Raw genomic sequence first — 23,564 nt, 5'->3', positions numbered from 1 at the left:
ACGGGCGGTCTCCGGCCTGACGGCGCGCGCACTCGCTAACAGAAATTGTCCTGAACAGGGGGTTGTTCAAGACCCAGGCGGTACCGCCGGCGGCGGCGTGCCGTCGACGCAGCAAAACTCAGGCCGGAGCTGCCGCGACACCCTCTTTGCGCTCACCGTGCACGTAGAGCGGCTGGGCGCGACCCTCGATGACCTCGCGGTTGATGACCACCTCCTCGACCCCGTCGAGCGACGGCAGGTCGTACATCGTGTCGAGAAGCACGGTTTCCATGATCGAGCGCAGGCCGCGCGCGCCCGTCTTGCGCAGGATGGCCTTCTGGGCGACCGCCCGCAGGGCGTCGTCCGAGAACTTCAGCTTCACGTTCTCCATGTCGAAGAGACGCTGGTACTGCTTGATCAGCGCATTCTTGGGCCGCGTCAGGATCTCGATCAGCGCGTTCTCGTCGAGATCGTCGAGCGTCGCGACCACCGGCAGGCGGCCGACGAACTCCGGAATCAGCCCGTACTTGAGCAGGTCCTCGGGCTCGAGGTCGCGCAGGACCTCGCCCGTGCGACGGTCCTCGGGTCCCCGCACCTCGGCACCGAAGCCGATCGACGTGCCCTGGCGGCGCATGGAGATGATCTTGTCGAGGCCCGAGAAGGCACCGCCGCAGATGAACAGGATGTTGGTCGTGTCGACCTGCAGGAATTCCTGCTGCGGATGCTTGCGCCCGCCCTGCGGCGGCACGGACGCGACCGTGCCTTCCATGATCTTGAGCAGGGCCTGCTGCACGCCCTCACCCGACACGTCGCGCGTGATCGAGGGGTTGTCGGACTTTCGGCTGATCTTGTCGACCTCGTCGATGTAGACGATCCCGCGCTGCGCCCGTTCGACGTTGTAGTCGGCCGACTGCAGCAGCTTCAGGATGATGTTCTCGACGTCCTCGCCGACATAGCCCGCCTCGGTGAGGGTCGTGGCATCGGCCATGGTGAAGGGCACGTCCAGCATGCGCGCCAGCGTCTGGGCCAGCAGGGTCTTGCCGCAACCGGTGGGCCCGATCAGCATGATGTTCGACTTGGCGATCTCGACGTCGTTGGCCTTGCCGCCATGTCCGAGGCGCTTGTAGTGATTGTGCACGGCGACGGCCAGGATGCGCTTGGCCTGGTCCTGGCCGATCACATAGTCGTCGAGGATCTGCCGGATCTCCTTGGGGGACGGCACGCCGTCCTTGGACTTGACCAGGGTGGTCTTGCTCTCCTCCCGGATGATGTCCATGCAGAGTTCGACGCATTCATCGCAGATGAACACCGTCGGGCCGGCGATCAGCTTCCTGACCTCGTGCTGGCTCTTACCGCAGAAGCTACAGTACAGGGTGTTGCGGGAGTCGCCCCCGGACTTGGCGGCTGGCATGTCGTTAACGCACCTCCGCTTGGGCGGCCCGCGAGGGCGGGCTCGCACGCAAGACTATGTTAAACGTGCCTCCGGGACCGCGACAACCTCAAAATGTTGTGTGTCGCAGGCCGGTCCGAAGACAATGGAATGCAACTGCACCTCAGGAGGCAGCTGCCTGGACGGTCGGGGTCGGTCGCTTCTCGAGCACGTCGTCGATCAGGCCGAACTCCTTGGCCTCCGGCGGGGAGAAGAACTTGTCCCGCTCCATCGCCCGCTCGATCTCCTCGATCGTGCGGCCGGTATGGGTGACGTACATCTGGTTGAGGCGCGCCCGGGTGGACAGGATCTCGCGGGCATGGATCTCGATGTCGGTCGCCTGGCCCTGCGCCCCGCCGGAGGGCTGGTGGATCATGATCCGGGCGTTGGGGAGCGAGAACCGCTTGCCCTTCTGCCCGGCCATCAGCAGCAGCGATCCGGCCGACGCCGCCTGGCCGAAGACCAGGGTCGAGATCTGCGGGCGCACGTATTGCATGGTGTCGTAGATCGCCATGCCCGAGGTGACCACGCCGCCCGGCGAGTTGATGTAGAACGAGATGTCCTTGGTCGGATTCTCGGCCTCTAGATAGAGGAGCTGAGCACAGACCAGACCGGCGACATTGTCCTCGATCGGCCCGTTCAGGAAGATGATGCGCTCCTTCAGCAGCCTCGACCAGATGTCGTAGCCGCGCTCGCCGCGCGCCGATTGCTCGACCACCATCGGCACGTAGTAGTTGTTGTAGACTTCCAGCGGATCGCGGTCGCGACTCATCGCAGGCCCCCTCGGTGACAGTCCTGTAAAAGTGGCAATACCGGCGGTACGGTTCAAGCCCGCCCGCCGGATCAGTTCGCCGCCGGTTCCTGGTCCTTGGACTCTTCGGTCTCCTCGGCCTCGCGTGCCGCCTTGAGGAGTTCCTCCGGGGTAACCGCCTTCTCCTCGACCCTGGCCAGCTCGAGGATGAAGTCGACGGTCTTCTCCTCGAAGATCGGCGCGCGCAGGCGCTCCTTCAACTCGGCGTTCTTTCCGTAGAACTCCAGCACCTGGCGCTCCTGGCCGGGATAGCGCATCGCCTCGCGCATGACGGCCTGGTTCAGCTCCTCGGGCGTGACGTCGATCGAGTTGGAGCGCCCGACCTCGGCGAGAAGCAGCCCGAGCCGCACGCGGCGCTCGGCGATCTCGCGATACTCCTTGCGCATCTTCTCTTCGTCGTCCTCGACCTTCTCGCCGGCCTTCTTGGCCTCCTCGATGCGCTGCCAGATCGCCTCGAACTCGCCGTCGACCAGGCCCTCCGGCACCGCGAACTTGTGCTCGTCGGCGAGCTTGTCGAGCAGCTGGCGCTTGATCATCGAGCGCGAGACCTGGGCGTAATCCTGCCCGATCCTGTCGGCCACGGCCTTGCGCATGGCCTCGAGGGTCTCGAAATTGCTCTTCTTCGCCAGCGAATCGTCGATCGGCTGGTCAACAAGCTCACGAATCTCCTTGATCGTGCACTTGAAGACGGCGTCCTTGCCGGCGAGCTCGGCGTTGCCGTAATCGGCCGGGAACGTCACCTTCACGTCGATCGTCTGGCCGACCTCGGCCCCGATCAGCTGATCCTCGAAGCCGGGAATGAACGCACCCGAGCCGAGCTCGAGCGTGTAGTCCTGCGCCGCGCCGCCGGGGAACTCCGTGCCGTCGACCGAGCCCACGAAATCCAGGCGGATCGCGTCGTCCTTGCGCGCCGGACGCGGCGGATCGACGGGCTGCTGCTCGCGATTCGCCTTGGCGATGCGATCGATCGCCTCGTCGACATCCTTGTCCGGAACGGTGGCCTTCAGCCGCTCGAGCTTGAGCTCCGAGAAGTCGAGCTTGCCGATCTCCGGCATCACCTCGACGGCGACCTCGAACTCGACGTCCTTGCCTTCCTCGAGCTGCTTCAGGTCGACGCGCGGCTGCATGGCGATCCGCAGGCCGCGATCCTCGATCGCCTTGCTGGTGCTGGTATTGACCGCCTGCTCGAGCGCCTCGCCGAACAGCGCCTGGCCGTACTGCTTCTTCAGCAGGCCGACCGGCACCTTGCCGGGGCGGAAGCCGGGCATCTGCGCCGTCTGCGCCAACTCGGCCAGCCGCGCATCGACCTTGGCACTGAGCTCGCCGGCCGGGACCACGATCTTGAATTGCCGCTTCAGCCCTTCGGCCGACAGTTCCGTCACTTGCATCGCTTCACTTCCATTTCCGTCTGGTGCGGGCGGAGGGACTTGAACCCCCACGCCTTGCGGCACGAGAACCTAAATCTCGCGTGTCTACCAATTCCACCACGCCCGCCCGAGACTCCCGCCCGCAACCAGCGAGGGCTTTCGGGCCATGCCGCAGGGCCGAATCGCGGGCTTCCTAGCCCGCGCGCGCGGGACGGTCAATTCGCGGCCATCGCGGCCGCCAGCGCCTCGGGCAAACGCCCGATAAGATCCTCGGCCACCAGTCCGGGCTTGCCGAAGCCCAGCGCGCATTCGCCGTGCAGCCACGCGGCCGCGGCCGCGGCCGCGATCGGCGTGAGATGCCGGGCCAGCAGGCCGGTGGCGATGCCGGCCAGCACGTCGCCGGCGCCGGCCGTCGCCAGGGCCGGCGAGGCATGGACGTTGATCACGGCGCGCCCGTCGGGCGCGGCGATCACCGTGTCGGCGCCCTTCAGCAGCACGGTGGCGCCGCTGCGCCGCGCGGCGGCGCGCGTGCGCTCGACCTTGCCGGGCATCTCGGCCAGGTCGGGGAAGAGCCGGCGGAACTCGCCCTCGTGGGGCGTCAGCAGGACCGGCCCGTGAATCGCCTCGAACAGCGACGCCGGCGCCCGGGCCAGCAGGGTGATGGCATCGGCATCGAGCACGACCGCCCGGCCCGTGGCCAGGGCGGCCCGCGCGGCCCCCTCGGTGCGCTCGACGAGGCCCGATCCCGGCCCGATCAGCATCGCGTTGCGACGGGAATCGGCCATCATCCCGCCGAAGGCGGCGGCATCGTCGCAGTCGACCACCAGATTGCCCGGCTCGGCCGCCTGGTAGACCGGCAGGACCGATCGCGGCGTCGCGATTGTGACGAGGCCCGCGCCGGTCCGCCGGGCGGCCAGCGCCGCCAGGCGCGCGGCGCCGGTAGCCACCGCCCCGCCCAGGATCGTGGCATGTCCGCGGACGTACTTGTGGTCGGCCGGATCGCGATGGCCGAGCCCGCCGCGCCAGAGGGCCGGGGCGTTCAGCCACAGAAGCGGCCGGATGGTGTCCAGCACGCGGGGCGGAATGCCGATGTCGGCGACCGTCAGCCGGCCGCAATGGCGGAGCCCCTCGAGCGAATGGTGGCCCGGCTTGCCGCGAAAAAAGGTCACGGTCTGGGCGGCGAGCGGCGCGCGCCCCAGTATCTCGCCGGTGTCGCCGTGCAGGCCGCTCGGCACGTCGACGGCGATCACCGTCAGGCCCTGCGCATTGACGCGGTCGATCACCTCTCCCGCCGGCCCGTCGATCGGCCGCGTGAGCCCGGCGCCGAACAGCGCATCGACCACCAGCGGGTGTCCCTCCAGCAGCGCCGGGGACAGCGGCTCGACCTTCCCTTTCCAGCCCCGCGCCGCCCAGGCGGCATCGCCCTTCAGCGCCGACGGCTCCCCGAGCAGGCCGAGGCGCACCGACCAGCCGGCGGCCTGGAGGTAGCGGGCGGCGACGAACCCGTCGCCGCCGTTGTTGCCCGGCCCGCACAGCACGGCCGCGCGCCGCGGCGCGTGGTGCGCCATGACGGTCTCGGCGACGGCGCGGCCCGCCGCCTCCATGAGGGTCGTGCCCGGCACGCCGCCCGCGATCGCGGCGGCGTCGGCCTTGGCCATCTCGGCACAGGTCAGGAGAACGAGGTCGTCGCGCGAAGCGAGGTCGCGCGGCGGCGGCTCAGGAGCCACGACGGGCGACCGACTGGGGCGGCCGACCGGACTTGAACCGGCGACATCCAGAATCACAATCTGGCGCTCTAACCAACTGAGCTACGGCCGCCACCGTGGTCGCTCCCGCGAAGCGGCGCTTTCCTACGCTCGCGGCGCGGCAGCGTCAAGAAATCGGGGTGGGCGGGAGGAGCCGGTCGATGGCGGCGATCCAGACCTCCTGGGCCTCCTCGACGGACAGGCCCGAGAACGACCGCATGCGCGACCAGCTCTCGAAGTCGATCAGCGCGTCGATGGCGATCAGCGTCGCCCGGCGATCGACGGCATCGAGGGTCGACAGTTCGGCGACATAGGACAGCTCGATGCGCTTCAGGATCGCCTGCCGCATCAGCATGACCCGAGACTGGAGCGGTGCGGAATCGCGCTGGTTCACGATCACCGCCCGCCAGAGAGGCAGCCAGTGCTCGCAGATCGCGGAGCGCCCCCGGACGTGGTTGCGAATCCGGGTCTCCCGATCGCCCTCGAAATCCAGGGCGGCAGACTGTGCCACGCCTTGCGCGAACGCATGATCCGTCGCCGCCAGCCGCAACGAATGGAGATCGGGAAATCGTTCGAAGACCGACCTCACGGAATAACCGGCCTTCTCGGCCACCTGCGCGGCCGTGGGGATCCTCGGATTCTCCCGGAGGAGCGCGATGTAGGCCTCGACGATGCGCTGCTTGGTCCGGGCGCTGCGCAGTCGGCGGCCGTCCATGCGGACGTCCGCCGGTTCCTCCAGGACGCTCAAGCGCCCTCGCCTCTCGTCGGCGGCAGCAGCCGGTCGGTCGCCCGCTCCCACGCCTCGCATGCCTCCTCGAAGGACAGGCCGAAGAACTCCCGCATGCGCGCCCAGCTGTCGACGTCGGTCAGCGCCTCGAGGACGATCAGCACGTCGCGGCGTTCCTGCGCCGAGAGGGTCGCGAGCTCGGGCGCATACATCAGCTCGAGACGCGCCACGGCACGCTCGCGCGACAGCAGGATCCGCTGCTTCAGCTCCGGGGAATCCCCCTGGTTCACGATCAGCGAGCGCCACAGGGGCAGCCAGCGCTCGCAGGTGCGCGCGCGCGTGCCGATCTGGGTCTTGATCCTCGTCTGGCGGTCCCCGTCATGGTCCCGCGCCGGTGCGAGCGCCGCGACCTGCACCAGGGCATAGTCGGCCGCCGCCACCTGCAGCGCGTGGATATCGGGGAAGCGCTCGAAGACGGAGCGCACGGAATAGCCGGCGCGCTGGGCGATCTCGGCCGCCGTCGGCACTTGCGGCGACTTCTCGTAGGCCAGCGCCAGGTAGGCCTCGATGATGAGCTGCTTCGTCCGCTCGCTGCGCAGCCGGCGGCCGTCGATGCGCACCGACGGTACCGTGCGCGGCCGCTGGACCGATGAGTCGTTGCCGTTCATGGCTGCACCGCCGAGGCGACAGGCGTCGGCGGCAGCATGCGATCGATGGTGCGGATCCACAGGCCGACGCCGTCCTCGACCGAGAAACCGTAGAACTCCCGCAGCCGCCCCCAGCTCTCGAAGTCGATCAGGGCATCGATGCCGATCAGAAGGTCCTGTCGATGCATTTCGCCGACGCTCGTCAGCTCGGGGGCGTACATGAGCTCGATGCGCCGGATCACGACCTGACGCATGAAGCGCAGCCGGATCTGGAGCTCGTCCAGGCGTGCCTGGTTGGCCACCGCCACACGCCACAGCGGCAGCCAGCGCTCGCAGGTCTGCGCCCGCGTCTCGACATGCGTGCGGATGCGCTCGTGACGCTGGCCGTCGACGTTGCGGGCGATCGCCAGGGACTCGCCCTGCGCGAACGCATGGTCGACGGCGGCGATGGCGAGCGTCTGCAGGTCGTCGAACCGCTCGAACACGGATCGGGTCGATATGCCGGCCCGCGACGCGATCTGGGCGGCCGTGGGAATGTCGGCCCGCTCGCGCAGCAGCGAGAGAAAGGCCTCGATGATCGTCTGGCGCGTACGCTCGCTGCGTCGACGCCGTCCGTCGCCATGGACGGGAGAAGCTGGGGGCGGCATTTCCATGGCTATGGGGTCGCGGATGGTGTCGGAGGCAGCAGGCGATCGATGGCCCGCACCCAGACGGCGGAGGCCTCCTCGATGGTGAGCCCGTGAAGCTCGCGCATGCGTGCCCAGCTCTCGATGTCTGTGATGGCTTCGAGGGCGATCAGCAGGTGCCTGCGCTCGCGCGGGGACATCGTCGAGAGCTCCGGCCGGTACATGATCTCCATGCGCTCGATGGTGCGTTCTCGTGCCACGCGCACGCGCGGCTTGAGCTCCTCGTCCTGGTCGACGCTCATCATGAGGACGCGCCACAGGGCGATGCCGCGCTCGCAGGTCCCTGCCCGCGTCTCCACCTGCGACCTGATGCGAAGTGACCGATCGCCATCGACGTTGCGCGGCGGCGCCAGCGCGGCGGCATGCGCGAGCTGGTAGTCCGCCGCCGCGGCGCGAAGCTTGTTGAGGTCGGGGAAGCGCTCGAAGATCGAGCGCACGGAATAGCCCGCCCGCTCCGCGATCCGGGCCGCCGTCGGCATCTGGATCCCGGGATTTTCGCGCAGGAGGGCCAGATAGGCCTCGATGATCAGCTGCTTTGTCCGCTCGCTGCGCAAGCGGCGGCCGTCGATCCTCGGCGGATGCGCGGACGTCCCGGTAGCCAAAAATTGATCCCCAATCCCAAGTGGCGTCGAAACCCTACGGGCTCGAGCCCTGTCAATGCAATTTCATATTAGCAACAGTGGTGCAGTTACGTCCATGCAAATACTGCGATCCCCGCTGCGAATTTATTGAGTACATCTCGATCAATTGTTCAGAGAAATTTTATAACTAATTGATTCTATTTTAGTTTATCCCTTAGACGGTTGATAGCCTCGTCGAGCGTCTCATCGTTCTTGCAGAAGCAAAATCGCACGAAATTGCGCGGCGCCTTGCCGGCATCGTCATAGAACGCGCTGACCGGAACGGCCGTCACGCCCGCCTTCACCGTCATGTGATGGCAAAACTCCTCGTCCGTTCCATTGAATCCCAGTGGCCGGAAATCGGTGGTGACGAAATAGGTGCCGTGCGTGGGCAGGACATCGAAGCCGATGGTCGACAGCGCGCCTGCGAGTCGGTCGCGTTTGCGCTGCATGTCCGTGGCAAGAGTAGAGAAGTAGCCGTCGTCGAGGCGGAGCCCGGTCGCGGCCCCCCACTGGAGGTTGGGCGGCGTGGTGAACGTCATGAACTGATGGGTCCGGGCGATCGGCTTCATGAGGTCGGGCGCGGCCGTGACGTAGCCCACCTTCCATCCGGTCAGACTGAAGCTCTTGCCGGCCGAGCCGATGCGGATGCTTCGCTCGCGCATCCCGGGCAGCGCCATGATCGAGAGGTGCCGGCGATCGTCGAAGATGATGTGCTCATAGACCTCGTCGCAGACGGCGAAGACATCGTGCTCCCGGCAGAGGCCGGCGATGAAGGCGAGCTCCTCCTCGTCGAACACTTTCGAGCAGGGGTTCATCGGCGTGTTGAACAGGATGAGCTTGGTGCGCGGACCGAAGGCGGCCGCAAGCTCCTCGCGCGGCAGACGCCAGGTCGGCGGCTCGAGCCGGACCAGGCGCGGGATGCCGCCAGCCCGGCGCACGATCGGCAGGTAGGAATCGTACAGCGGCTCGATCAGTACCACCTCGTCGCCGGGCTCGATCAGCCCGAACAGGCAGTCGGCCAGCGCCTCCGTGGCGCCGGAAGTCACCAGCACCTCGGCCTGCCAGTCGATGTCGAGCCCCTGGAAGCGTCGTGCATGCTCGGCCACGGCCTGGCGCAGCTCAGGCAGGCCCATCATGGGGGGATACTGGTTGTGGCCGGTCATCAGGAAGTCGGCGGCTGCCTGCCGCACCGCCTGTGGCCCCCTATCATCGGGAAAGCCCTGCCCCAGGTTGACCGACTGGTGCTCGCGCGCCAACGCCGACATCACTTCGAAGACCGTCGTTCCAAGGCCCGACATCAGGGTATTCGCCGGCTTCATCCCGTTCATCTCTCGCGTCCAAAAAATGGGCAGATATTTGCCCTGTATTTGCTCATCTCGCCCAATGTGCAGTCAGTCGACGTCCGAATTAGCCGTCAGGCGCTGTAGAAAACTTTGGCACGAAGTCTGCTGTTCCAGTGCTAGCGGGCTGCCCCATTCGGCAGCACCGGCGTCTGTCTGCGGGGTCTGCCAAGCCAATGAAGAAGATCGAAGCGATCATCAAGCCCTTCAAGCTCGACGAGGTGAAGGATGCGCTGAACCAGATCGGCCTCAAGGGCATCACGGTGCTCGAGGCCAAGGGGTTCGGACGCCAGAAGGGCCATACGGAGCTCTATCGCGGCGCCGAGTACGTCGTGGATTTCCTGCCCAAGGTTAAGATCGAACTCGTGATCGAGGACGAGATGGTCGAGAAGGCGGTCGAGGCGATCCGCGCATCGGCGCACACAGGGCGCATCGGCGACGGCAAGATCTTCGTGTCGGGAATCGACGATGCCATCCGAATTCGTACTGGCGAGCGCGGAGACGCCGCCGTATGAGACCACGCCTCTGGGGGTAGAGGCCGACGTGACCACAGAAAGGGACACACGACATATGGATGCCAAACAAGTCATCGCGCTGATGAAGGAAAAGGACGTCAAGTTCGTCGATTTCCGCTTCACCGATCCGCGCGGCAAGTGGCAGCATACAGCCCGGATGGGGTCGGCCACCGATGAGGGCACGTTCTCGGACGGCGTGATGTTCGACGGCTCGTCGATCGCCGGCTGGAAGGCGATCAACGAGTCGGACATGATCCTGATGCCCGATCCCTCGACCGCCGTGCTCGATCCCTTCGCCGCCCAGACGACCCTGATCGTCAACTGCGACGTCGTCGAGCCCTCGACCGGGCAGCTCTATGCCCGTTGCCCGCGTTCCACGGCCAAGCGCGCCGAGGCCTTCCTGAAGTCTTCGGGCGTGGGCGACACGGCGGTGTTCGGTCCCGAGCTCGAGTTCTTCGTGTTCGATGACGTGCGCTTCGACGTCCAGATGGGCGGCAGCTTCTACAAGATCACCTCGAGCGAATCGCCGTGGAACAGCGGCGTCGAGTTCGAGGGCGGCAACATGGCCCACCGGCCGGGCGTCAAGGGCGGCTACTTCCCCGTCCCGCCGGTCGATTCGATGAACGACCTGCGCGCCGAGATGATGTCGGTCTGCACCGACATGGGCCTGGTGATGGAAATCCACCACCACGAGGTGGCGCCGGCACAGAACGAGCTCGGCTTCCGCTTCGACACGCTCGTCAAGACCGCCGACAACGTGCAGAAGTACAAGTACACGCTGCACAACGTGGCCCACAGCTACGGCAAGTCGCTGACCTTCATGCCGAAGCCGCTCTATGGCGACAACGGCTCGGGCATGCACACCCACCAGTCGATCTGGAAGGACAACAAGCCGCTGTTCGCGGGCTCGGGCTATGCCGACCTGTCGGAGACGGCGCTGTACTACATCGGCGGCATCATCAAGCACGCCAAGGCGCTGAACGCCTTCTGCAACGCCAGCACCAACTCCTACAAGCGTGTCATTCCGGGCTTCGAGGCGCCGGTGCTGCTCGCCTACTCCTCGCGCAACCGCTCGGCCTCGTGCCGTATCCCCTACGCGTCCTCGCCCAAGGGCAAGCGCGTCGAGGTCCGCTTCCCCGACCCGTCGGCCAATCCCTACCTCGCCTTCGCGGCGATGCTGATGGCCGGCATCGACGGCATCCAGAACAAGATCCATCCGGGCGACCCGATGGACAAGAACCTGTACGACCTACCACCGGAAGAGCTGACCAAGGTCCCGACCGTGGCCGGCTCGCTGCGCGAGGCGCTGAACGCCCTCGACGGCGACCGCAGCTTCCTCACCAAGGGCGGCGTGTTCACCGACGACCAGATCGACGCCTACATGGAGCTCAAGTGGGAAGAGGTCTACAACTGGGAGCACCAGCCCGCGCCGGTCGAGTACAAGATGTACTACTCGATCTGATCGCGCCGACATTTCGATCCATGGAAGGGCCTGCGAAAGCGGGCCCTTCTTCTTTTCGGATGCGCATGCAACTCTCCGCTCCGCCGAGCACGGGAGAAGAAGCGCAATGACGGGTTGGATGGACGAGGCAATGAAGGACCTGCGGCCGTGGATCGGTCGCGTCCGCACGGTCGAGGACGATGTCGGGCTGATGGCGGTGCGCCGCGCGGCCGGCACCTTCGACATGGATCCCGCCGCCTTCACGACCGGAAGCGCGCTGCCCCCGCACTGGTTCGGCCTGTTCTTCGCCGAGACCGTGCGCCAGAGCGAGATCGGTCCCGACGGCCACGCCAAGAAGGGCGTCGTGCTGCCGCCGATCCCGATGCCGCGCCGCATGGGCGCCGGCCGGCGCGTCAAGGTCATGGGCAGCCTGCGGGCCGGCGAACCGGCCGTGAAGAAGGCGGAGGTGGCCGACATCGTCCCCAAGACCGGGCGCTCGGGCGACATCTTCGTGCTCACCATGCGCCACACGATCGAGCAGGCCGGCAAGACGATCGCCGTCGACGAGTTCGACGCCATTTACCGGCCCGCCGTCCCGCCCGGCCAGAAGACGACGGCGACGGTGCCGACGCAGGCGCGCACCGACCATGCCTGGAGCGAGACCACCGAGCTGACCAACGCGCTCAACTTCCGCTACTCGGCGATGACCTGGAACGCCCATCGCATCCACTACGACGGCGACTACACGCGCAGCGAGGAAGGCTATCCGGCGCTGGTCTCCAACGGCGGCCTGTCGATGCACCTGATGGTCGACGCGGCGCTGAAGCACGCCAGCGGCCGCCTGGCCGGCTTCACCGCGCGCCTCGTCCATCCGCTGTGGGTCGGCGAGCGCATCGAGGTCCGCGGCGAGGGCCAGAAGGACGGCCGCCTGAAGATCTGGGCGGCCGACCGCAATGGCGTGCTGTGCGGCGAGATGGACCTGGAGTTCGCGGCGTGAGCGGCGGTCCGCTCGACGGCGTGCGGGTCGTCGACCTAACGACCGTCGTCGTCGGTCCGATCTGCACCCGCACCCTCGCCGACTACGGCGCCGACGTGATCAAGGTCGAAGCGCCGGGCGGCGACCTTCTGCGCACCATGGCGCAGGGCAGCCGCCATCCCGGCATGTCGGGCAAGTTCATCAACTTCAACCGCAACAAGCGCTCGATCGTGCTGGACCTCAAGAAGCCCGATGCCCTGGCGGCGATGCACCGCCTGATCGAGCGGGCCGACGTGTTCGTGAGCAACGTCCGGCCCGAGGCGCTGGCCCGCGCCGGCCTAGACCATGCGAGCCTGGCCCCGCGCAACCCGCGCCTCATCCACTGCTCCATCCTCGCCTTCGGCCGCGGCGGCCGGTACTACAACCGCCCCGCCTACGATCCCATCGTGCAGAGCCTCTCGGGCGTCGCGGGCACGCTCGCCCGCGCCACCGGCGAGCCGCGCTTCGTGCCCATGGTGATGAGCGACCATACGACGGGCCTGATCGCCGCGCAGGCGATCGGCTTTGCCCTCTTCCGGCGCGAGAAGACCGGCAAGGGCGAGGCGATCGACGTGCCGATGCTGGAGAACATGGCCTCGTTCGTCTCGAGCGAGCATCTCGGCGCCATGACCTTCGATCCCCCGGTCGGTCCGAGCGGCGACAATCGCCTGCTCAGCCCGGACTACCGGCCCCTGCCGACCCGCGACGGCTACATCACCGTCGGGCCGAACACCAATCTCCAGGCCTTCGCCTTCTTCGACGCGATCGGCCGGCCCGAGCTCAAGACCGACCCGCGCTTCGACAGCCCCGCGGTCCGCACCGCCAATGCCGCCGCCTATTTCGAGGTCCGCAAGGACGGGCTGGCGCAGAAGACGACGGACGAGTGGCTCGAGATCTTCGACCGGCTGGACGTGCCGGCGGCCCGCTACAACTCGATCGACGACCTGCTGACCGACCCGCATCTCGCCGACGTCGACTTCTTCCGCGCCGAGGAGCATCCGAGCGAAGGCCGCATCCGCCGCAGCCGCCCGGCCAACACCTTCTCGGGCGGCGGCCGCGAGACGACGAGCCATGCCCCGACGCTCGGCGAGCACACCGACGCGGTCCTCGGCGAGGCCGGCTATTCGGCGGCCGAGATCGCCGCCATGCGCGCTGCCGGCGCCGTCCGCTGAAGTGGAAGGGTCCCTCGCTGCGCTAGGGACCTTTCACGCTCTGGGGGCCGCTGTCAGACCGGCTTCTCGCCCTCGATCAGGACACGCTGCATGACGCGCGGCTCGCCTTCCGGGTAGTCGATCACGACCCGGTGCATCGTGGCGCGGTTGTCCCAGATCACGATGTCGCCCGCCTGCCAGACATGCCCGAAATGGTGCTCGGGCCTGCGCGCCTCGTCGGTGAGCGCATCGAGCAGCGCGTCGCTCTCGGCCCGCTCCAGGCCGACGATGCGGTCCAGCCGGTTGGGGTTGAGGTAGAGCGCCTTGCGGCCGGTCTCGGGATGGGTCCGGACCAGCGGATGCTCGACGTCCGGCGTCTCGGCGATCTCCTGGGCCGTGCGCGCCGACGGCCGGTTGCGCGCGCGCGGCGTATCGTAGCCGTGAATGGCCCGCATCCCGTCGATCCGCCGGCGCATCGCCTCCGGCAGCGCGTCGTAGGCCGAGTGCATGTTGCAGAACCAGGTCGAGCCGCCGCGGCTCGGGATCTCGATGCCGTGCAGTAGGGTCGCCTTGGCAGGCACCGCGAAATATGAATCGTCGGTGTGCCAGTCCTCGGCGCGGATCGCCGTCTTGTCGGTGGATCCGTCGGCCATCAGGGTCGACACCATGATCGAGACCTCGGGCACGTCGCCGTTGCGCTTGTAGCGCAGAAGCTGCGTGCGCGGCGTACCGAAGGCACGGGCGAAGGCCAGGGTATCCGCGGGCGCCATGCGCTCGCCGGGAACGACGACCAGGAGGTGCTCGGCCAGTGCCCTGTTGAGCAGCGCCGCCATCTCGGGCTCCCCTGCCCGGCAGCGCTCGAGCCCCTCGATGCGGGCGCCGAGGGGACCTTTGCAGGGAACGATCTCGGGCATGGCCGAGCCTATCGCGCCGACGTGCCGAACACCATGTCCCGCATCCACGCACGGAAGCGGCGCACCATCGTCGTCGCTTGCTGCCAGGCCGGCAGGGCGCGCATGAACGCATAGAGCCGGTCCCGCCAGGCGAACAGCCGAGTCTCGGCGCGCAGGTACCAGGGAATGGTGACGAGGGTCGGCCGCAGAACCTGGTAGAGGCGCGCGACCAGAGCCGTCGCCAGCATCTTGCCCAGGATGATGCTGGCGGCCGAAAGCGCGAAGTGATGATGCAGCGCGAACCACACGGCCGAGAGCTTGATGGGCACCACGAGCAGCGAGGGCGTTACGAACGCGACCAGTGCCGCCCACGGCGGCAGGCCCCGCAGCCAGCGCTCCAGCCGCGCCACCGGCGGCCAGACCGCGAGCCTCGCCATGGCGAGGCCCAGGTAGTGGAGCAGCGTGTCCTCGATGAAGACGATCGCCGCAGCGACCGGAATGAGGAGGAGCTGCAGGATGCGCTTGAGATGCTGCTTCACGATCCTGCCAAATAAGGCTGCAATACTGGCTTTTGAGTGACCGCCATGTTCCGTCGCCGTACCCTTGCCCAGATCATGACCGCCGCCGCCCTGGCGCCGGCCCCGCTCGTCGCCCAGGGCCCGCGCGGCCTGTCGCGCATCGCCTTCGGCTCGTGCGCCGACCAGGACCAGCCGCAGCCGATCTGGGACGCCATCCTCGCCTATCGGCCAGAGCTTTTCATCTTTGCCGGCGACAATGTCTACGGCGACTTCCGGGCGCCCGACGCCGCCAACCTGAGGCGTGCCTACGCCCGGGCCGACGAGGTGGCGGGCTATGCGCGCCTGCGCGCCGGCGTCGAGCATCTGGCAATCTGGGACGATCACGACTACGGCGCCAACGACGGCGGCGCCGACTTTCCCCACAAGGCGCTCGCCAAGGACCTGTTCCTCGATTTCTGGAAGGTGCCGGCCGACGACATGCGGCGGCGACGCGAGGGGCTGTACGAGTCCTGGCTTCGCGGTCCGGCCGGCCAGCGCGTCCAGATCATCATTCTCGACACGCGCTGGTTCCGCTCGCCGCTGCGGCCGACCGACCGGCGCAACGCTCCCGGCAAGGAGCGCTACCTGCCCGATCCCGATCCGGCCAAGACGATGCTGGGCGCGACGCAATGGACCTGGCTGGCCGAGGCGCTGCGCCAGCCGGCCGAGCTGCGCCTGCTGGTGTCGAGCATCCAGGTCCTGGCCGAGGGCCATGGCTGGGAGCGCTGGGGCAACTTCCCGCTGGAGCGCGAGAAGCTGATCGCCACGATTCGCGACAGCGGCGCCAGGGGCGTGCTGCTGCTGAGCGGCGACCGCCATATCGGCGCGCTCTACCGCGAGGCGCCGCCCGGCATGCCTCCGCTCTACGAGGTGACGTCCAGCGGCCTGAACAAGTCGTTTGCCGCGGCGCGCGAGCCCGGCCCCAACCGGCTGGGCGAGCTCTATGCGGCACCCAATTTCGGCGCGATCGACATCGACTGGACGGGACGCAGCGTCACGGTGGCGCTGCGCGAGGAGAGCGGCGCGGTCTGTCGCTCCGCCACCGTGAGCTTCGGCGAACTCGGCCTGCCCGCCTAAACGTCGCACATGCGCCAAGGGATGGCCGCCGTGGCGCGGCCGTAAGCTCGGCAACGCCAGCACGTGACTGGCCGATCCAGCCCCCATGGGTGTGCATGCTTCGTGTAAAGGGTTTCCTCCTCCTGCCGCTTGCCGCCGTCGCCCTCTCCGCCGCACCAGCCATCGCGCAGTCTCGCGACGCCACTCCTGCCGACAAGAGCCGCGGCATCGACAGCGACGCGCCGTCGTCTCCCAGGGCCCAGTCTCCCGGCGATACCGACGGACGCCGCGGCCCGCCGAAAGCTCCGCACCGTACCGACCGGAACGGCGACGGAATGATGCGCGGCGATCGCGGCCAGGCCGACGGCTCGGGCCGGTCCCGTCATCGCCACCACGACCAGGCCCAGGCGCCCCGCGGGGACGGCCAGAACAGCCAGACCCGACGTCAGGATCCGCGGCCCGGCCAGGCCCACGAGCAGCGCCAGGGACAGGCGCCCGGCCGAATGCAGGACGGCATGCGGGGCCAGGCCCCGGGCGGCGCCCCGTCCACCCAGCAGGATTAGTCTAGGTCACGCCTCCCTCTGAAACGAACAGGGCCGCCCAACGGGCGGCCCTGCCTTCGCCGGACGGCAGCATGCCGCACCGGCTCCATGTTCGAGGACGGAGCTACTCCGGCTTCACGCCGGCGGCCTTCACGGCCGGCACCCACTTGTCGATGGAGGCCTTGAGCTGGGCGCGCAGGGCCTCCGGCGAGGCTTCCTGGGCGCTCGGCAGATCGACCGCGAGCTCGGTGAGGCGAACTTTCACCTTCTCGTCGGACAGCGCCGTGACCAGGGCCTGGTTGACCTTGGCAATGGCGTCCTTCGGCGTGCCCTTGGGCGCGAAGAAGCCGTTCCAGATCGTGACCTCGTAGCCCTTCAGACCCGCCTCGTCGATCGTCGGAACGTCGGGAAGCTGCGGCAGGCGCTTCAGCGTCGAGACGCCCAGCGCGCGGACATTGCCGCTCTTGATCTGCGGCAGGACGTTCACCGCCTGATCGACCATGTAGTCGAACTGGCCGGAAACGAGGTCGTTCAGCGCCGGTCCCGTGCCCTTGTAGGGAATCTCCAGCACGTCGACCTTCATCATGCTGTTCAGCATCAGGCCGCCCAGGTGCGAGGCCGCGCCGATGCCGGCCATCCCGTACTGCGCCTTCTTCTGGTTGGCTTTCACGTAGTCCACGAACTCGGCGAAGGTCTTGGCCGGCAGGTCCTTCTTGACCACCAGGACCATCGGGTTCGTGCCGCCCATGCCGACCGGCTCGAAGTCCTTCTGGCTGTCGTAGGGCAGCGACTTGTAGAGCGCGATGTTGACGGCCAGCGTGCCCATGTGGGTGAACGCCAGCGTGTACCCGTCCGGTGCCGCCTTGGCCGCCTTGTTGACGCCGATCGTACCGCCGGCGCCGCCGACATTCTCGACGATCATCTGCTGGCCGAGCGCCTCGCCCATGCGCTGGCACAGGATGCGGGCCAGCGCGTCGGTCGGGCCACCGGCCGCGAAGGGCACGATGACCGTGATCGGCTTGGAAGGATATGCCTGGGCCCGGGCGGCGAACGGAAGAGCCGCCAGGCCCGAGGCTGTGACCGCACCGAGAAGTGCGCGTCTTTTCATGTGAAACCCCTTTGAAACAATTCAACCGGGGCGGGGAGCTACACGGTCTTTACGAGCTCCGCAATGGCCGAGCCGACCGTCTTCGTGTCGCCGTTGCCGCCGAGGTCGCGGGTCCGGGGTCCCCCCTCCACCAGCGAGGCCGCGATGGCCCGCTCGATGGCCTCGGCAGCCTCCGGGTAGCCCAGATGGCGGACCATCATGGCGCCCGACCAGATCTGGCCGATCGGGTTGGCGATCCCCTTGCCGGCGATGTCGGGAGCCGAGCCGTGGACCGGCTCGAACATCGACGGATACTTGCGCTCCGGGTTGATGTTGCCCGAGGGCGCGACGCCGATCGAGCCGGTCAGGGCCGGGCCGAGGTCCGACAGGATGTCGCCGAACAGGTTGGAGCCGACCACGACGTCGAACCAGTCGGGATTGCGGACGAAGTGCGCGGTCAGGATGTCGATATGGTACTGGTCCGCCTTGATGCCGGGATAGTTCTTCTTCATCTCGGCGAAGCGCTCGTCCCAGAACGGCATCGTGTGGATGATGCCGTTGGACTTGGTGGCCGAGGTGACGTGCTTCTTCTTCGTCTTGCTGGCGAACTCGAAGGCAAACTTCAGCACCCGGTCGACGCCCTTGCGAGTGAACACCGCCTCCTGCACCGCCATCTCGTTCTCGGTGCCCTGGAACATGCGGCCGCCGAGCTGGCTGTACTCGCCCTCGGTGTTCTCGCGCACCACCCAGAAGTCGATCTCGCCCGGCTTGCGGTTGGCGAGCGGCGACGGCACGCCCTCGAACAGGCGGACGGGCCGCAGGTTCACGTACTCGTCGAAGTCACGACGGATCGGGATCAGCAGGCCCCACAGCGACACGTGGTCGGGCACGCCCGGCCAGCCGACGGCGCCCAGGAAGATGCTCTCGAAGGCCTTGAGCTGCTCCATGCCGTCGTCCGGCATCATCTTGCCGCTCTGCAGCAGGCGATCGCACGACCAGTCGAAGTCGGTGAACTCGAGCTCGAAGTTGAACCGGCGCGCGGCTGCTTCCAGCACGCGAACACCCTCCGGCAGGACTTCCTTGCCGATTCCGTCCCCCGGAATGAGCGCGATCTTATGCTTGGCCATGCGTTTCCTCCTGCGGCGCCGTTGGACGTATACTGGACGCAAGTTCAGGAGCAAACCATGAGCTACGATCTCAAGATCACGGGAGGAACGATCGTCGACGGATCCGGGAAGCCGGGTTTCGTGGGCGATGTCGGCGTCAAGGACGGCAGGATCGTCGCCCTCGGCAAGGCGGAGGGCCCGGCCACGTCGACCATCGACGCCACGGGCAAGGCCGTGTCGCCGGGCTTCGTCGACGTCCATACCCATTACGACGCCCAGATCCTCTGGGACCGGATGTTGAGCATCTCGCCGTGGCACGGCGTCACCACGACGGTGATCGGCAATTGCGGCTTCGGCGTCGCCCCCACGCGGGCCGCCCATCGCAAGCTGATCATGCAGACGCTGGAGAAGGTCGAGGGCATGAGCCTCGAGGCCCTGGAAGCGGGCCTCGGCACGGCCTGGCCGTTCGAGACCTTCCCGCAGTATCTCGACGCGCTCGAAAGGCAGGGCTCGGCCATCAACGTCGCCGCCCTGTTCGGCCATACGCCGCTGCGCCTCTACGTCATGGGCGAGGAATCGACCGAGCGGGCCGCGACGCAAGACGAGGTTGGCACCATGAAGAAGCTGGTGCGCGAGGCGATGGACGCCGGCGCGATCGGCTTCGGCACCTCGGTGTCGGTCAGCCACAACGGCTATGCCGGCAAGCCTGTGCCGAGCCGCCAGGCCACCGTCGAGGAGATGGACGCGCTGGTCTCCGTCATGGGCGAGCTGAAGCGCGGCCTGATGCAGATCACGATCGGCCGCGACTTCTCGACCCGCCACATGGCCGAGGTCAGCCGCAAGTACGGCGTGCCGGTCACCTGGACCGCCCTGCTCTCCCACCTCTATGGGCCGGGCGGCCATCGCAAGCAGCTCGACCTCGCCGCCGAGCAGCGCCGCTCGGGCGCCATCGTCATCCCGCAGGTGAGCTGCCGGCCGCTCAACTTCGAATTCACCTTTGCCGAGCCGTTCATCTTCGACGTCATGAAGTTCATGAACGAGCTCGCCGTCGCCGACGCCAAGGAGCCCGGCACGCGGCGCCGCGCCTATGCCGATCCCGCCTGGCGCGAGAAGCTGCGCAGCGAGGTGACGCCCCTCTTCCGCAACTGGTGGGACCGGGTCGTCATCGCCTGGGCGCCGTCAGCCCGCGAGCTGGAGGAGCAGCCGCTCGCCGCCGCCGCGGCCCGCCTCGGCAAGGACCCGGTCGACCTCGCCCTCGACCTTGCGCTGGCCAATGACCTGCAGGCGCGCTTCCGCATGGCCGTGATGAACTTCGACGAGCAGGAAGTCGCCGAGCTCATCACAGATCCCAACACGATCATCGCCCTGTCGGACGCCGGCGCCCATGCCAGCCAGCTCTGCGACGCCTGCTACTCGACCCACCTGCTCGGCCACTGGGTGCGGGAGAAGAAGACGCTCACCCTCGAGCAGGCCGTCCACCAACTCACCCAGCGGCCGGCCGAGATGTTCGGCATCACCGACCGCGGCCTGCTGGCCGAGGGCCGGCCAGCCGACATCGTCGTGTTCGACCCGGCAACCGTGGCGCCCGGCCCGTTGAAGCGGGTCTTCGACCTGCCGGCCGGGGCCGATCGCCTCGTGTCCGAAGCGAGCGGCATCGACGCCGTCATCGTAAACGGCACGCTGGTCCGTCGCGACGGCAAGGACGCGGTCGCGGCCAACGACCGGCTGCCCGGTCGCTTGCTCCGCCACGGCCGCGCCGCCTAACCCGATCCAGGAGGAAACATCATGATCCACGTCATCGCCATCATCACGGCCAAGCCCGGCAAGCGCGACGAGGTGCTGAAGAACTTCAAGGCGAACGTGCCGGCCGTGCACGCCGAGAAGGGCTGCATCGAGTACGGCGCCACGGTCGACATCGACGGCGGGCCCTTCGCCAAGTTCGGCCCCGACACCTTCGTCGTCGTCGAGAAGTGGGAGAGCATGGACCATCTCAAGGCCCATGGCGCGTCCGAGCACATGAAGGCCTATGCGGCCAAGAACAAGGACCTGCTGGCCGACCGCGCCGTCCACGTCCTGCAGAACGCTTGATCTCCGACGCCGACGTCGCCGCCTACGAGCGCGACGGTGTCGTCTGCCTGCGGCAGGCGTTCGACCCGTCCTGGGTCGGGCGCTTGCGTGACGCGGTCGAGCGCGATCTCGCCACGCCGGGCCCGCATGCCACCAACTTCGCCGAGGGCAGCAGCGGCGGCCGGTTCTTCGGCGACATGTTCATGTGGCGGCACGACCCCGAATTCCGCGCGGCCGCCCTCGCCTCGCCGGCGGCGGCGATCGCGGCGCGGCTGATGGGCTCGGCCGCGTCCGACTTCTTCTACGACCAGCTCTTCGTCAAGGAGCCCGGCACCGCCCATCCCACGCCATGGCACCAGGACCAGCCCTACTGGCCGGTGAAGGGCTGGCAGGTGACCTCGGTGTGGATCGCGCTCGATGCGATCGACCGCAGCAACGGTGCCGTCGAGTTCGTGGCCGGCTCTCACCGCTGGGGCGTGAGCTACCGGCCCACGCCGTTCCGCAGGGGGCACGAGATCAAGTTCACGTCGAGCGAGCTGGCGGCGATCCCTGACATCGACGCCGATCGCGGCCGCTACGATCTCCGCTGGTGGGCGATGGCGCCGGGCGACTGCCTCGTCTTCCACGCGATGATCGTCCACGGCGCGCCGGGCAACGACACGCCGGGCGCCCGGCGGCGCGGCCTGTCGCTGCGCTACACCGGCGACGACGCGCGCTACGACCCGCGGCCGGGGACGTTCCAGTTTCCCTACCAGCCGGACCTTCCGCCCGGCGCGCCCATGACCTGCGAGCTGTTCCCGCGGGCCTGGCCGGCGGGCTAGCCGGGGCAAGCTAGGACCGGCCGGGAGCCTCGACGATTCCCTTGAGATGGATGTCGAGCATGCCCTTGATCAGGACGTCGCGGTCCGACCAGGGGAACTCGGGCTTCATGATCAAGGCCGAGACCAGCCCGTGCATGCCCATCCAGCACAGTTCGGCGCAGGTCTCGGGCGGATAGAGCAGCCGGACACCGGCGCCCTGCGCCTCCCCGAGGAAGGCCACGAGGCGCTTGAAGACCAGCGCTCCGCCGACGCCCGGCTGGGTCGGATCGTCGGTCGGCGCCTTGTGCCCGATCTTGCGCAGCGACTCGGGCATGTTGGCGCCCAGGAAGACGAGACGGTACTCGTCCGGATGGGACAGGCCGAAGCGGGCATAGGCCTCGCCGAAGCGATAGACGCGGTCCAGGGGGTGGGGAACCGATTTTTCGATCTCGTCGATCGCGGCCAGCAGGTGACCGAACGCCTGGTCGCAGAGCGCCAGCATCAGCGCTTCCTTGTCCCTGAAGTAGAGGTACAGGGCGGGGGCCGAGATGCCGACCCGGTCGGCGATCTTGCGGATCGTCGTCGAATCGTAGCCTTCGTCCAGGAACAGCTCCTTCGCGGCCTGGAGGATCTCCTCCCGGCGCGTATGGCCCTCGCCCCGACGCTTGCGGCTGCTGGCAGGAACTGACGAGAACCCGGCCAAAAACTGTCTCCTTCCCCTTGACTCTTAACTGAACGACGATAAGTTATCAACGTTCAGTTAACGTCGTTCAGACACCTGGACATTGTATGCCCTGGAAGGACGGTAAGCCATGCGTGTCCCGTACGCTGAGCGCTTGGGCAAGGTTCCCTTCAAGATTGTCGCCCTCGTGCTGGTCGCCGGTGCGACGGCCGCCGCGGCCTTTGCCACCGTCACGCATCTGAAACCCGAGGCGGCACGCGCCGGGGCGAGCGAGCCTGTGGTCCGCCCGGCCCGCGTCGTCGAAATCGCCTATCTCCGCCAGACCCGCGACCTCGTCCTCGCGGGCACCGTCGTCCCCCGCATCGAGAGCACGCTGGGTTTCCGCGTCGCCGGCAAGATCGTCGCCCGCTCGGTCGACGTCGGGACCACGGTGAAGCCGGGCGACCTGATCGCCGAGCTCGATCCCGCCGACTATCGCCTGGCCGTCGACAATGCCCGGGCGGCGCTCACCTCGGCCGAGGCCGACCATGTGCGCGCCAAGGCCGACTACGACCGTTATCTCAACCTGCGCGGCAGCGCAGCCTTCGTTCCCCAGACGCTCGACCAGCGCCAGTCGCTGGCCGCCACGGCGCAGGCCCGGGTCGAGCAGGCGAAGAGCCAGCTCGCCTCGGCGGAGAACAACCTTGCCTACACGGAGCTGCGTGCCGACGCAGCTGGCGTGGTCACCGCGGTGCTGGCCGAGATCGGCCAGGTCATGGCGCAGGGACAGGGCGTGGCCCGGGTCGCGCGCACTGATGAGCTCGAGATTCTGGTCGGCGTGCCGGAGCACCGGCTGAAGGCCGTTCGCGAGGCCCGGCAGGCGAGCTTCGAGCTGTGGTCCGATCCCGGCCATGCCCATGCCGCCAGGCTGCGCGAGCTCTCGCCCAGCGCCGATCCGGTGACCCGCACCTATCCCGCGCGCTTCAGCGTCATGCAGCCGCCGGAGTTCATCGGCCTCGGCATGACGGCCACGCTCGCTCTCGAGCGGCCCGATGCGAAGACCGTTGCCGAGGTGCCGCTGTCGGCGATCTTCCAGAACGGCACGCAGCCTGCCGTGTGGGTCGTCGATGGCGACAGCGGCAGGGTTTCGCTGCGCCCGGTGACGATCGCCCGGTGGCGCAACGACACCGCCGCGATCGAAGCGGGCGTCAAGAACGGCGAGCTCATCGCCACGGCCGGCGTCCACAAGCTCGAGCCGGGCCAGACCGTGAAGCCGGTCCGGCAGCAACTGCAGGCCGCACGCTGACGCTTTCCCGCGG

24 protein-coding genes and 2 tRNA genes are annotated in these 23,564 nt (G+C 67.9%); 10 read left to right on the top strand and 16 right to left on the bottom strand.

Annotated elements, in window-relative coordinates; genetic code table 11:
- Positions 1-118: 118 nt before the first annotated feature.
- The 11 genes from clpX to ACO073_RS15245 all read right to left on the bottom strand — a co-directional run bounded on the left by clpX (position 119) and on the right by ACO073_RS15245 (position 9,333).
- The gene (clpX, locus tag ACO073_RS15295) at positions 119-1,390 is read right to left on the bottom strand and encodes an ATP-dependent Clp protease ATP-binding subunit ClpX (RefSeq protein WP_421998444.1); all 1,272 of its coding nucleotides are present in this window, start codon (positions 1,388-1,390) and stop codon (positions 119-121) included.
- 142 nt (positions 1,391-1,532) lie between these two features.
- Positions 1,533-2,180 (bottom strand): ATP-dependent Clp protease proteolytic subunit, encoded by a 648-nt coding sequence (locus ACO073_RS15290; RefSeq protein WP_421998443.1) that lies wholly within the window; start codon positions 2,178-2,180, stop codon positions 1,533-1,535.
- A 71-nt stretch (positions 2,181-2,251) separates the two neighbouring features.
- On the bottom strand, positions 2,252-3,607 hold the full coding sequence (tig, locus tag ACO073_RS15285) for a trigger factor (protein ID WP_421998442.1): 1,356 nt from the start codon (positions 3,605-3,607) through the stop codon (positions 2,252-2,254).
- 21 nt (positions 3,608-3,628) lie between these two features.
- Positions 3,629-3,713 (bottom strand) — tRNA-Leu (locus ACO073_RS15280).
- Between the two features lie 88 nt (positions 3,714-3,801).
- Complete coding sequence (locus tag ACO073_RS15275) at positions 3,802-5,313, bottom strand: NAD(P)H-hydrate dehydratase (protein ID WP_421998441.1); 1,512 nt, start codon at positions 5,311-5,313, stop codon at positions 3,802-3,804.
- 14 nt (positions 5,314-5,327) lie between these two features.
- Positions 5,328-5,404: transfer RNA gene (locus ACO073_RS15270), tRNA-His, on the bottom strand.
- A gap of 54 nt (positions 5,405-5,458) precedes the next feature.
- Positions 5,459-6,046 (bottom strand): TetR/AcrR family transcriptional regulator, encoded by a 588-nt coding sequence (locus ACO073_RS15265; protein ID WP_421998439.1) that lies wholly within the window; start codon positions 6,044-6,046, stop codon positions 5,459-5,461.
- Positions 6,047-6,075: 29 nt separating this feature from the next.
- Complete coding sequence (locus tag ACO073_RS15260; protein ID WP_421998438.1) at positions 6,076-6,726, bottom strand: TetR/AcrR family transcriptional regulator; 651 nt, start codon at positions 6,724-6,726, stop codon at positions 6,076-6,078.
- On the bottom strand, positions 6,723-7,358 hold the full coding sequence (locus ACO073_RS15255) for a TetR/AcrR family transcriptional regulator (RefSeq protein ID WP_421998437.1): 636 nt from the start codon (positions 7,356-7,358) through the stop codon (positions 6,723-6,725). Before ACO073_RS15255 ends, ACO073_RS15260 begins: the two co-directional genes overlap by 4 nt.
- Positions 7,359-7,360: 2 nt before the next feature.
- Positions 7,361-7,945 (bottom strand): TetR/AcrR family transcriptional regulator, encoded by a 585-nt coding sequence (locus ACO073_RS15250; protein WP_421998436.1) that lies wholly within the window; start codon positions 7,943-7,945, stop codon positions 7,361-7,363.
- Positions 7,946-8,169: 224 nt separating this feature from the next.
- Complete coding sequence (locus ACO073_RS15245; protein WP_421998435.1) at positions 8,170-9,333, bottom strand: aminotransferase; 1,164 nt, start codon at positions 9,331-9,333, stop codon at positions 8,170-8,172.
- Between the two features lie 197 nt (positions 9,334-9,530).
- Between ACO073_RS15245 and ACO073_RS15240 the strand changes: the two genes are divergently transcribed.
- From ACO073_RS15240 to ACO073_RS15225, 4 genes are all read left to right on the top strand, one after another.
- Entirely contained in the window at positions 9,531-9,869 is a 339-nt protein-coding gene (locus ACO073_RS15240) for a P-II family nitrogen regulator (protein ID WP_421998434.1), read from the top strand.
- Positions 9,870-9,924: 55 nt separating this feature from the next.
- On the top strand, positions 9,925-11,331 hold the full coding sequence (gene glnA / locus ACO073_RS15235; protein WP_421998433.1) for a type I glutamate--ammonia ligase: 1,407 nt from the start codon (positions 9,925-9,927) through the stop codon (positions 11,329-11,331).
- Between the two features lie 118 nt (positions 11,332-11,449).
- Positions 11,450-12,307 (top strand): protein dehydratase, encoded by an 858-nt coding sequence (locus ACO073_RS15230; protein WP_421998432.1) that lies wholly within the window; start codon positions 11,450-11,452, stop codon positions 12,305-12,307.
- Entirely contained in the window at positions 12,304-13,497 is a 1,194-nt protein-coding gene (locus ACO073_RS15225; protein WP_421998431.1) for a CaiB/BaiF CoA transferase family protein, read from the top strand. The genes ACO073_RS15230 and ACO073_RS15225 overlap by 4 nt, the downstream gene beginning before the upstream one ends.
- Positions 13,498-13,550: 53 nt before the next feature.
- On the opposite strand, the gene ACO073_RS15220 is transcribed toward ACO073_RS15225, so the two are convergent.
- Together ACO073_RS15220 and ACO073_RS15215 are read right to left on the bottom strand one after the other, a co-directional pair.
- Positions 13,551-14,390 (bottom strand): TauD/TfdA dioxygenase family protein, encoded by an 840-nt coding sequence (locus ACO073_RS15220; protein WP_421998429.1) that lies wholly within the window; start codon positions 14,388-14,390, stop codon positions 13,551-13,553.
- Positions 14,391-14,398: 8 nt separating this feature from the next.
- A complete protein-coding gene (locus ACO073_RS15215; protein ID WP_421998428.1) occupies positions 14,399-14,908 on the bottom strand; it encodes a hypothetical protein in 510 nt (169 codons plus the stop codon).
- Between the two features lie 45 nt (positions 14,909-14,953).
- On the opposite strand from ACO073_RS15215, the gene ACO073_RS15210 reads away from it, so the two are divergent.
- Entirely contained in the window at positions 14,954-16,003 is a 1,050-nt protein-coding gene (locus ACO073_RS15210) for an alkaline phosphatase D family protein (protein WP_421998427.1), read from the top strand.
- Positions 16,004-16,098: 95 nt separating this feature from the next.
- Positions 16,099-16,545 carry a hypothetical protein gene (locus ACO073_RS15205; protein WP_421998425.1) on the top strand — a complete coding sequence of 149 codons (447 nt, stop codon included), beginning with the start codon at positions 16,099-16,101 and terminating at the stop codon, positions 16,543-16,545.
- 103 nt (positions 16,546-16,648) lie between these two features.
- Here ACO073_RS15205 and ACO073_RS15200 read toward each other — a convergent pair whose 3' ends face one another.
- Both ACO073_RS15200 and ACO073_RS15195 read right to left on the bottom strand, forming a co-directional pair.
- Positions 16,649-17,632, bottom strand: a complete 984-nt coding sequence (locus ACO073_RS15200) for a Bug family tripartite tricarboxylate transporter substrate binding protein (RefSeq protein ID WP_421998424.1) — start codon at positions 17,630-17,632, stop codon at positions 16,649-16,651.
- Positions 17,633-17,670: 38 nt separating this feature from the next.
- Positions 17,671-18,738, bottom strand: a complete 1,068-nt coding sequence (locus tag ACO073_RS15195) for a tartrate dehydrogenase (protein WP_421998422.1) — start codon at positions 18,736-18,738, stop codon at positions 17,671-17,673.
- A 57-nt stretch (positions 18,739-18,795) separates the two neighbouring features.
- Between ACO073_RS15195 and ACO073_RS15190 the strand changes: the two genes are divergently transcribed.
- From ACO073_RS15190 to ACO073_RS15180, 3 genes are read left to right on the top strand one after another with little or no spacing between them, the layout of a single operon-like run.
- Positions 18,796-20,481 carry an N-acyl-D-amino-acid deacylase family protein gene (locus tag ACO073_RS15190; protein ID WP_421998421.1) on the top strand — a complete coding sequence of 562 codons (1,686 nt, stop codon included), beginning with the start codon at positions 18,796-18,798 and terminating at the stop codon, positions 20,479-20,481.
- 21 nt (positions 20,482-20,502) lie between these two features.
- Positions 20,503-20,805: a putative quinol monooxygenase gene (locus ACO073_RS15185; RefSeq protein WP_421998420.1), complete on the top strand. Its 303-nt coding sequence runs from the start codon at positions 20,503-20,505 to the stop codon at positions 20,803-20,805.
- Positions 20,802-21,605, top strand: a complete 804-nt coding sequence (locus tag ACO073_RS15180; protein WP_421998419.1) for a phytanoyl-CoA dioxygenase family protein — start codon at positions 20,802-20,804, stop codon at positions 21,603-21,605. Before ACO073_RS15185 ends, ACO073_RS15180 begins: the two co-directional genes overlap by 4 nt.
- Positions 21,606-21,615: 10 nt before the next feature.
- Here the strand turns inward: ACO073_RS15180 and ACO073_RS15175 are convergent, their stop codons facing one another.
- A complete protein-coding gene (locus ACO073_RS15175; RefSeq protein WP_421998418.1) occupies positions 21,616-22,287 on the bottom strand; it encodes a TetR/AcrR family transcriptional regulator in 672 nt (223 codons plus the stop codon).
- A 133-nt stretch (positions 22,288-22,420) separates the two neighbouring features.
- Here ACO073_RS15175 and ACO073_RS15170 point away from each other — a divergent pair, with 133 nt between their 5' ends.
- Entirely contained in the window at positions 22,421-23,551 is a 1,131-nt protein-coding gene (locus ACO073_RS15170; protein WP_421998417.1) for an efflux RND transporter periplasmic adaptor subunit, read from the top strand.
- The last annotated feature ends 13 nt before the right edge of the window (positions 23,552-23,564 follow it).

Source organism: Reyranella sp., from assembly GCF_965229815.1.
Classification (GTDB): Bacteria; Pseudomonadota; Alphaproteobacteria; order Reyranellales; family Reyranellaceae; genus Reyranella.
Note: the sequence above shows the minus strand (reverse complement) of the source record. Positions and strands in the feature narration are given on the sequence as shown.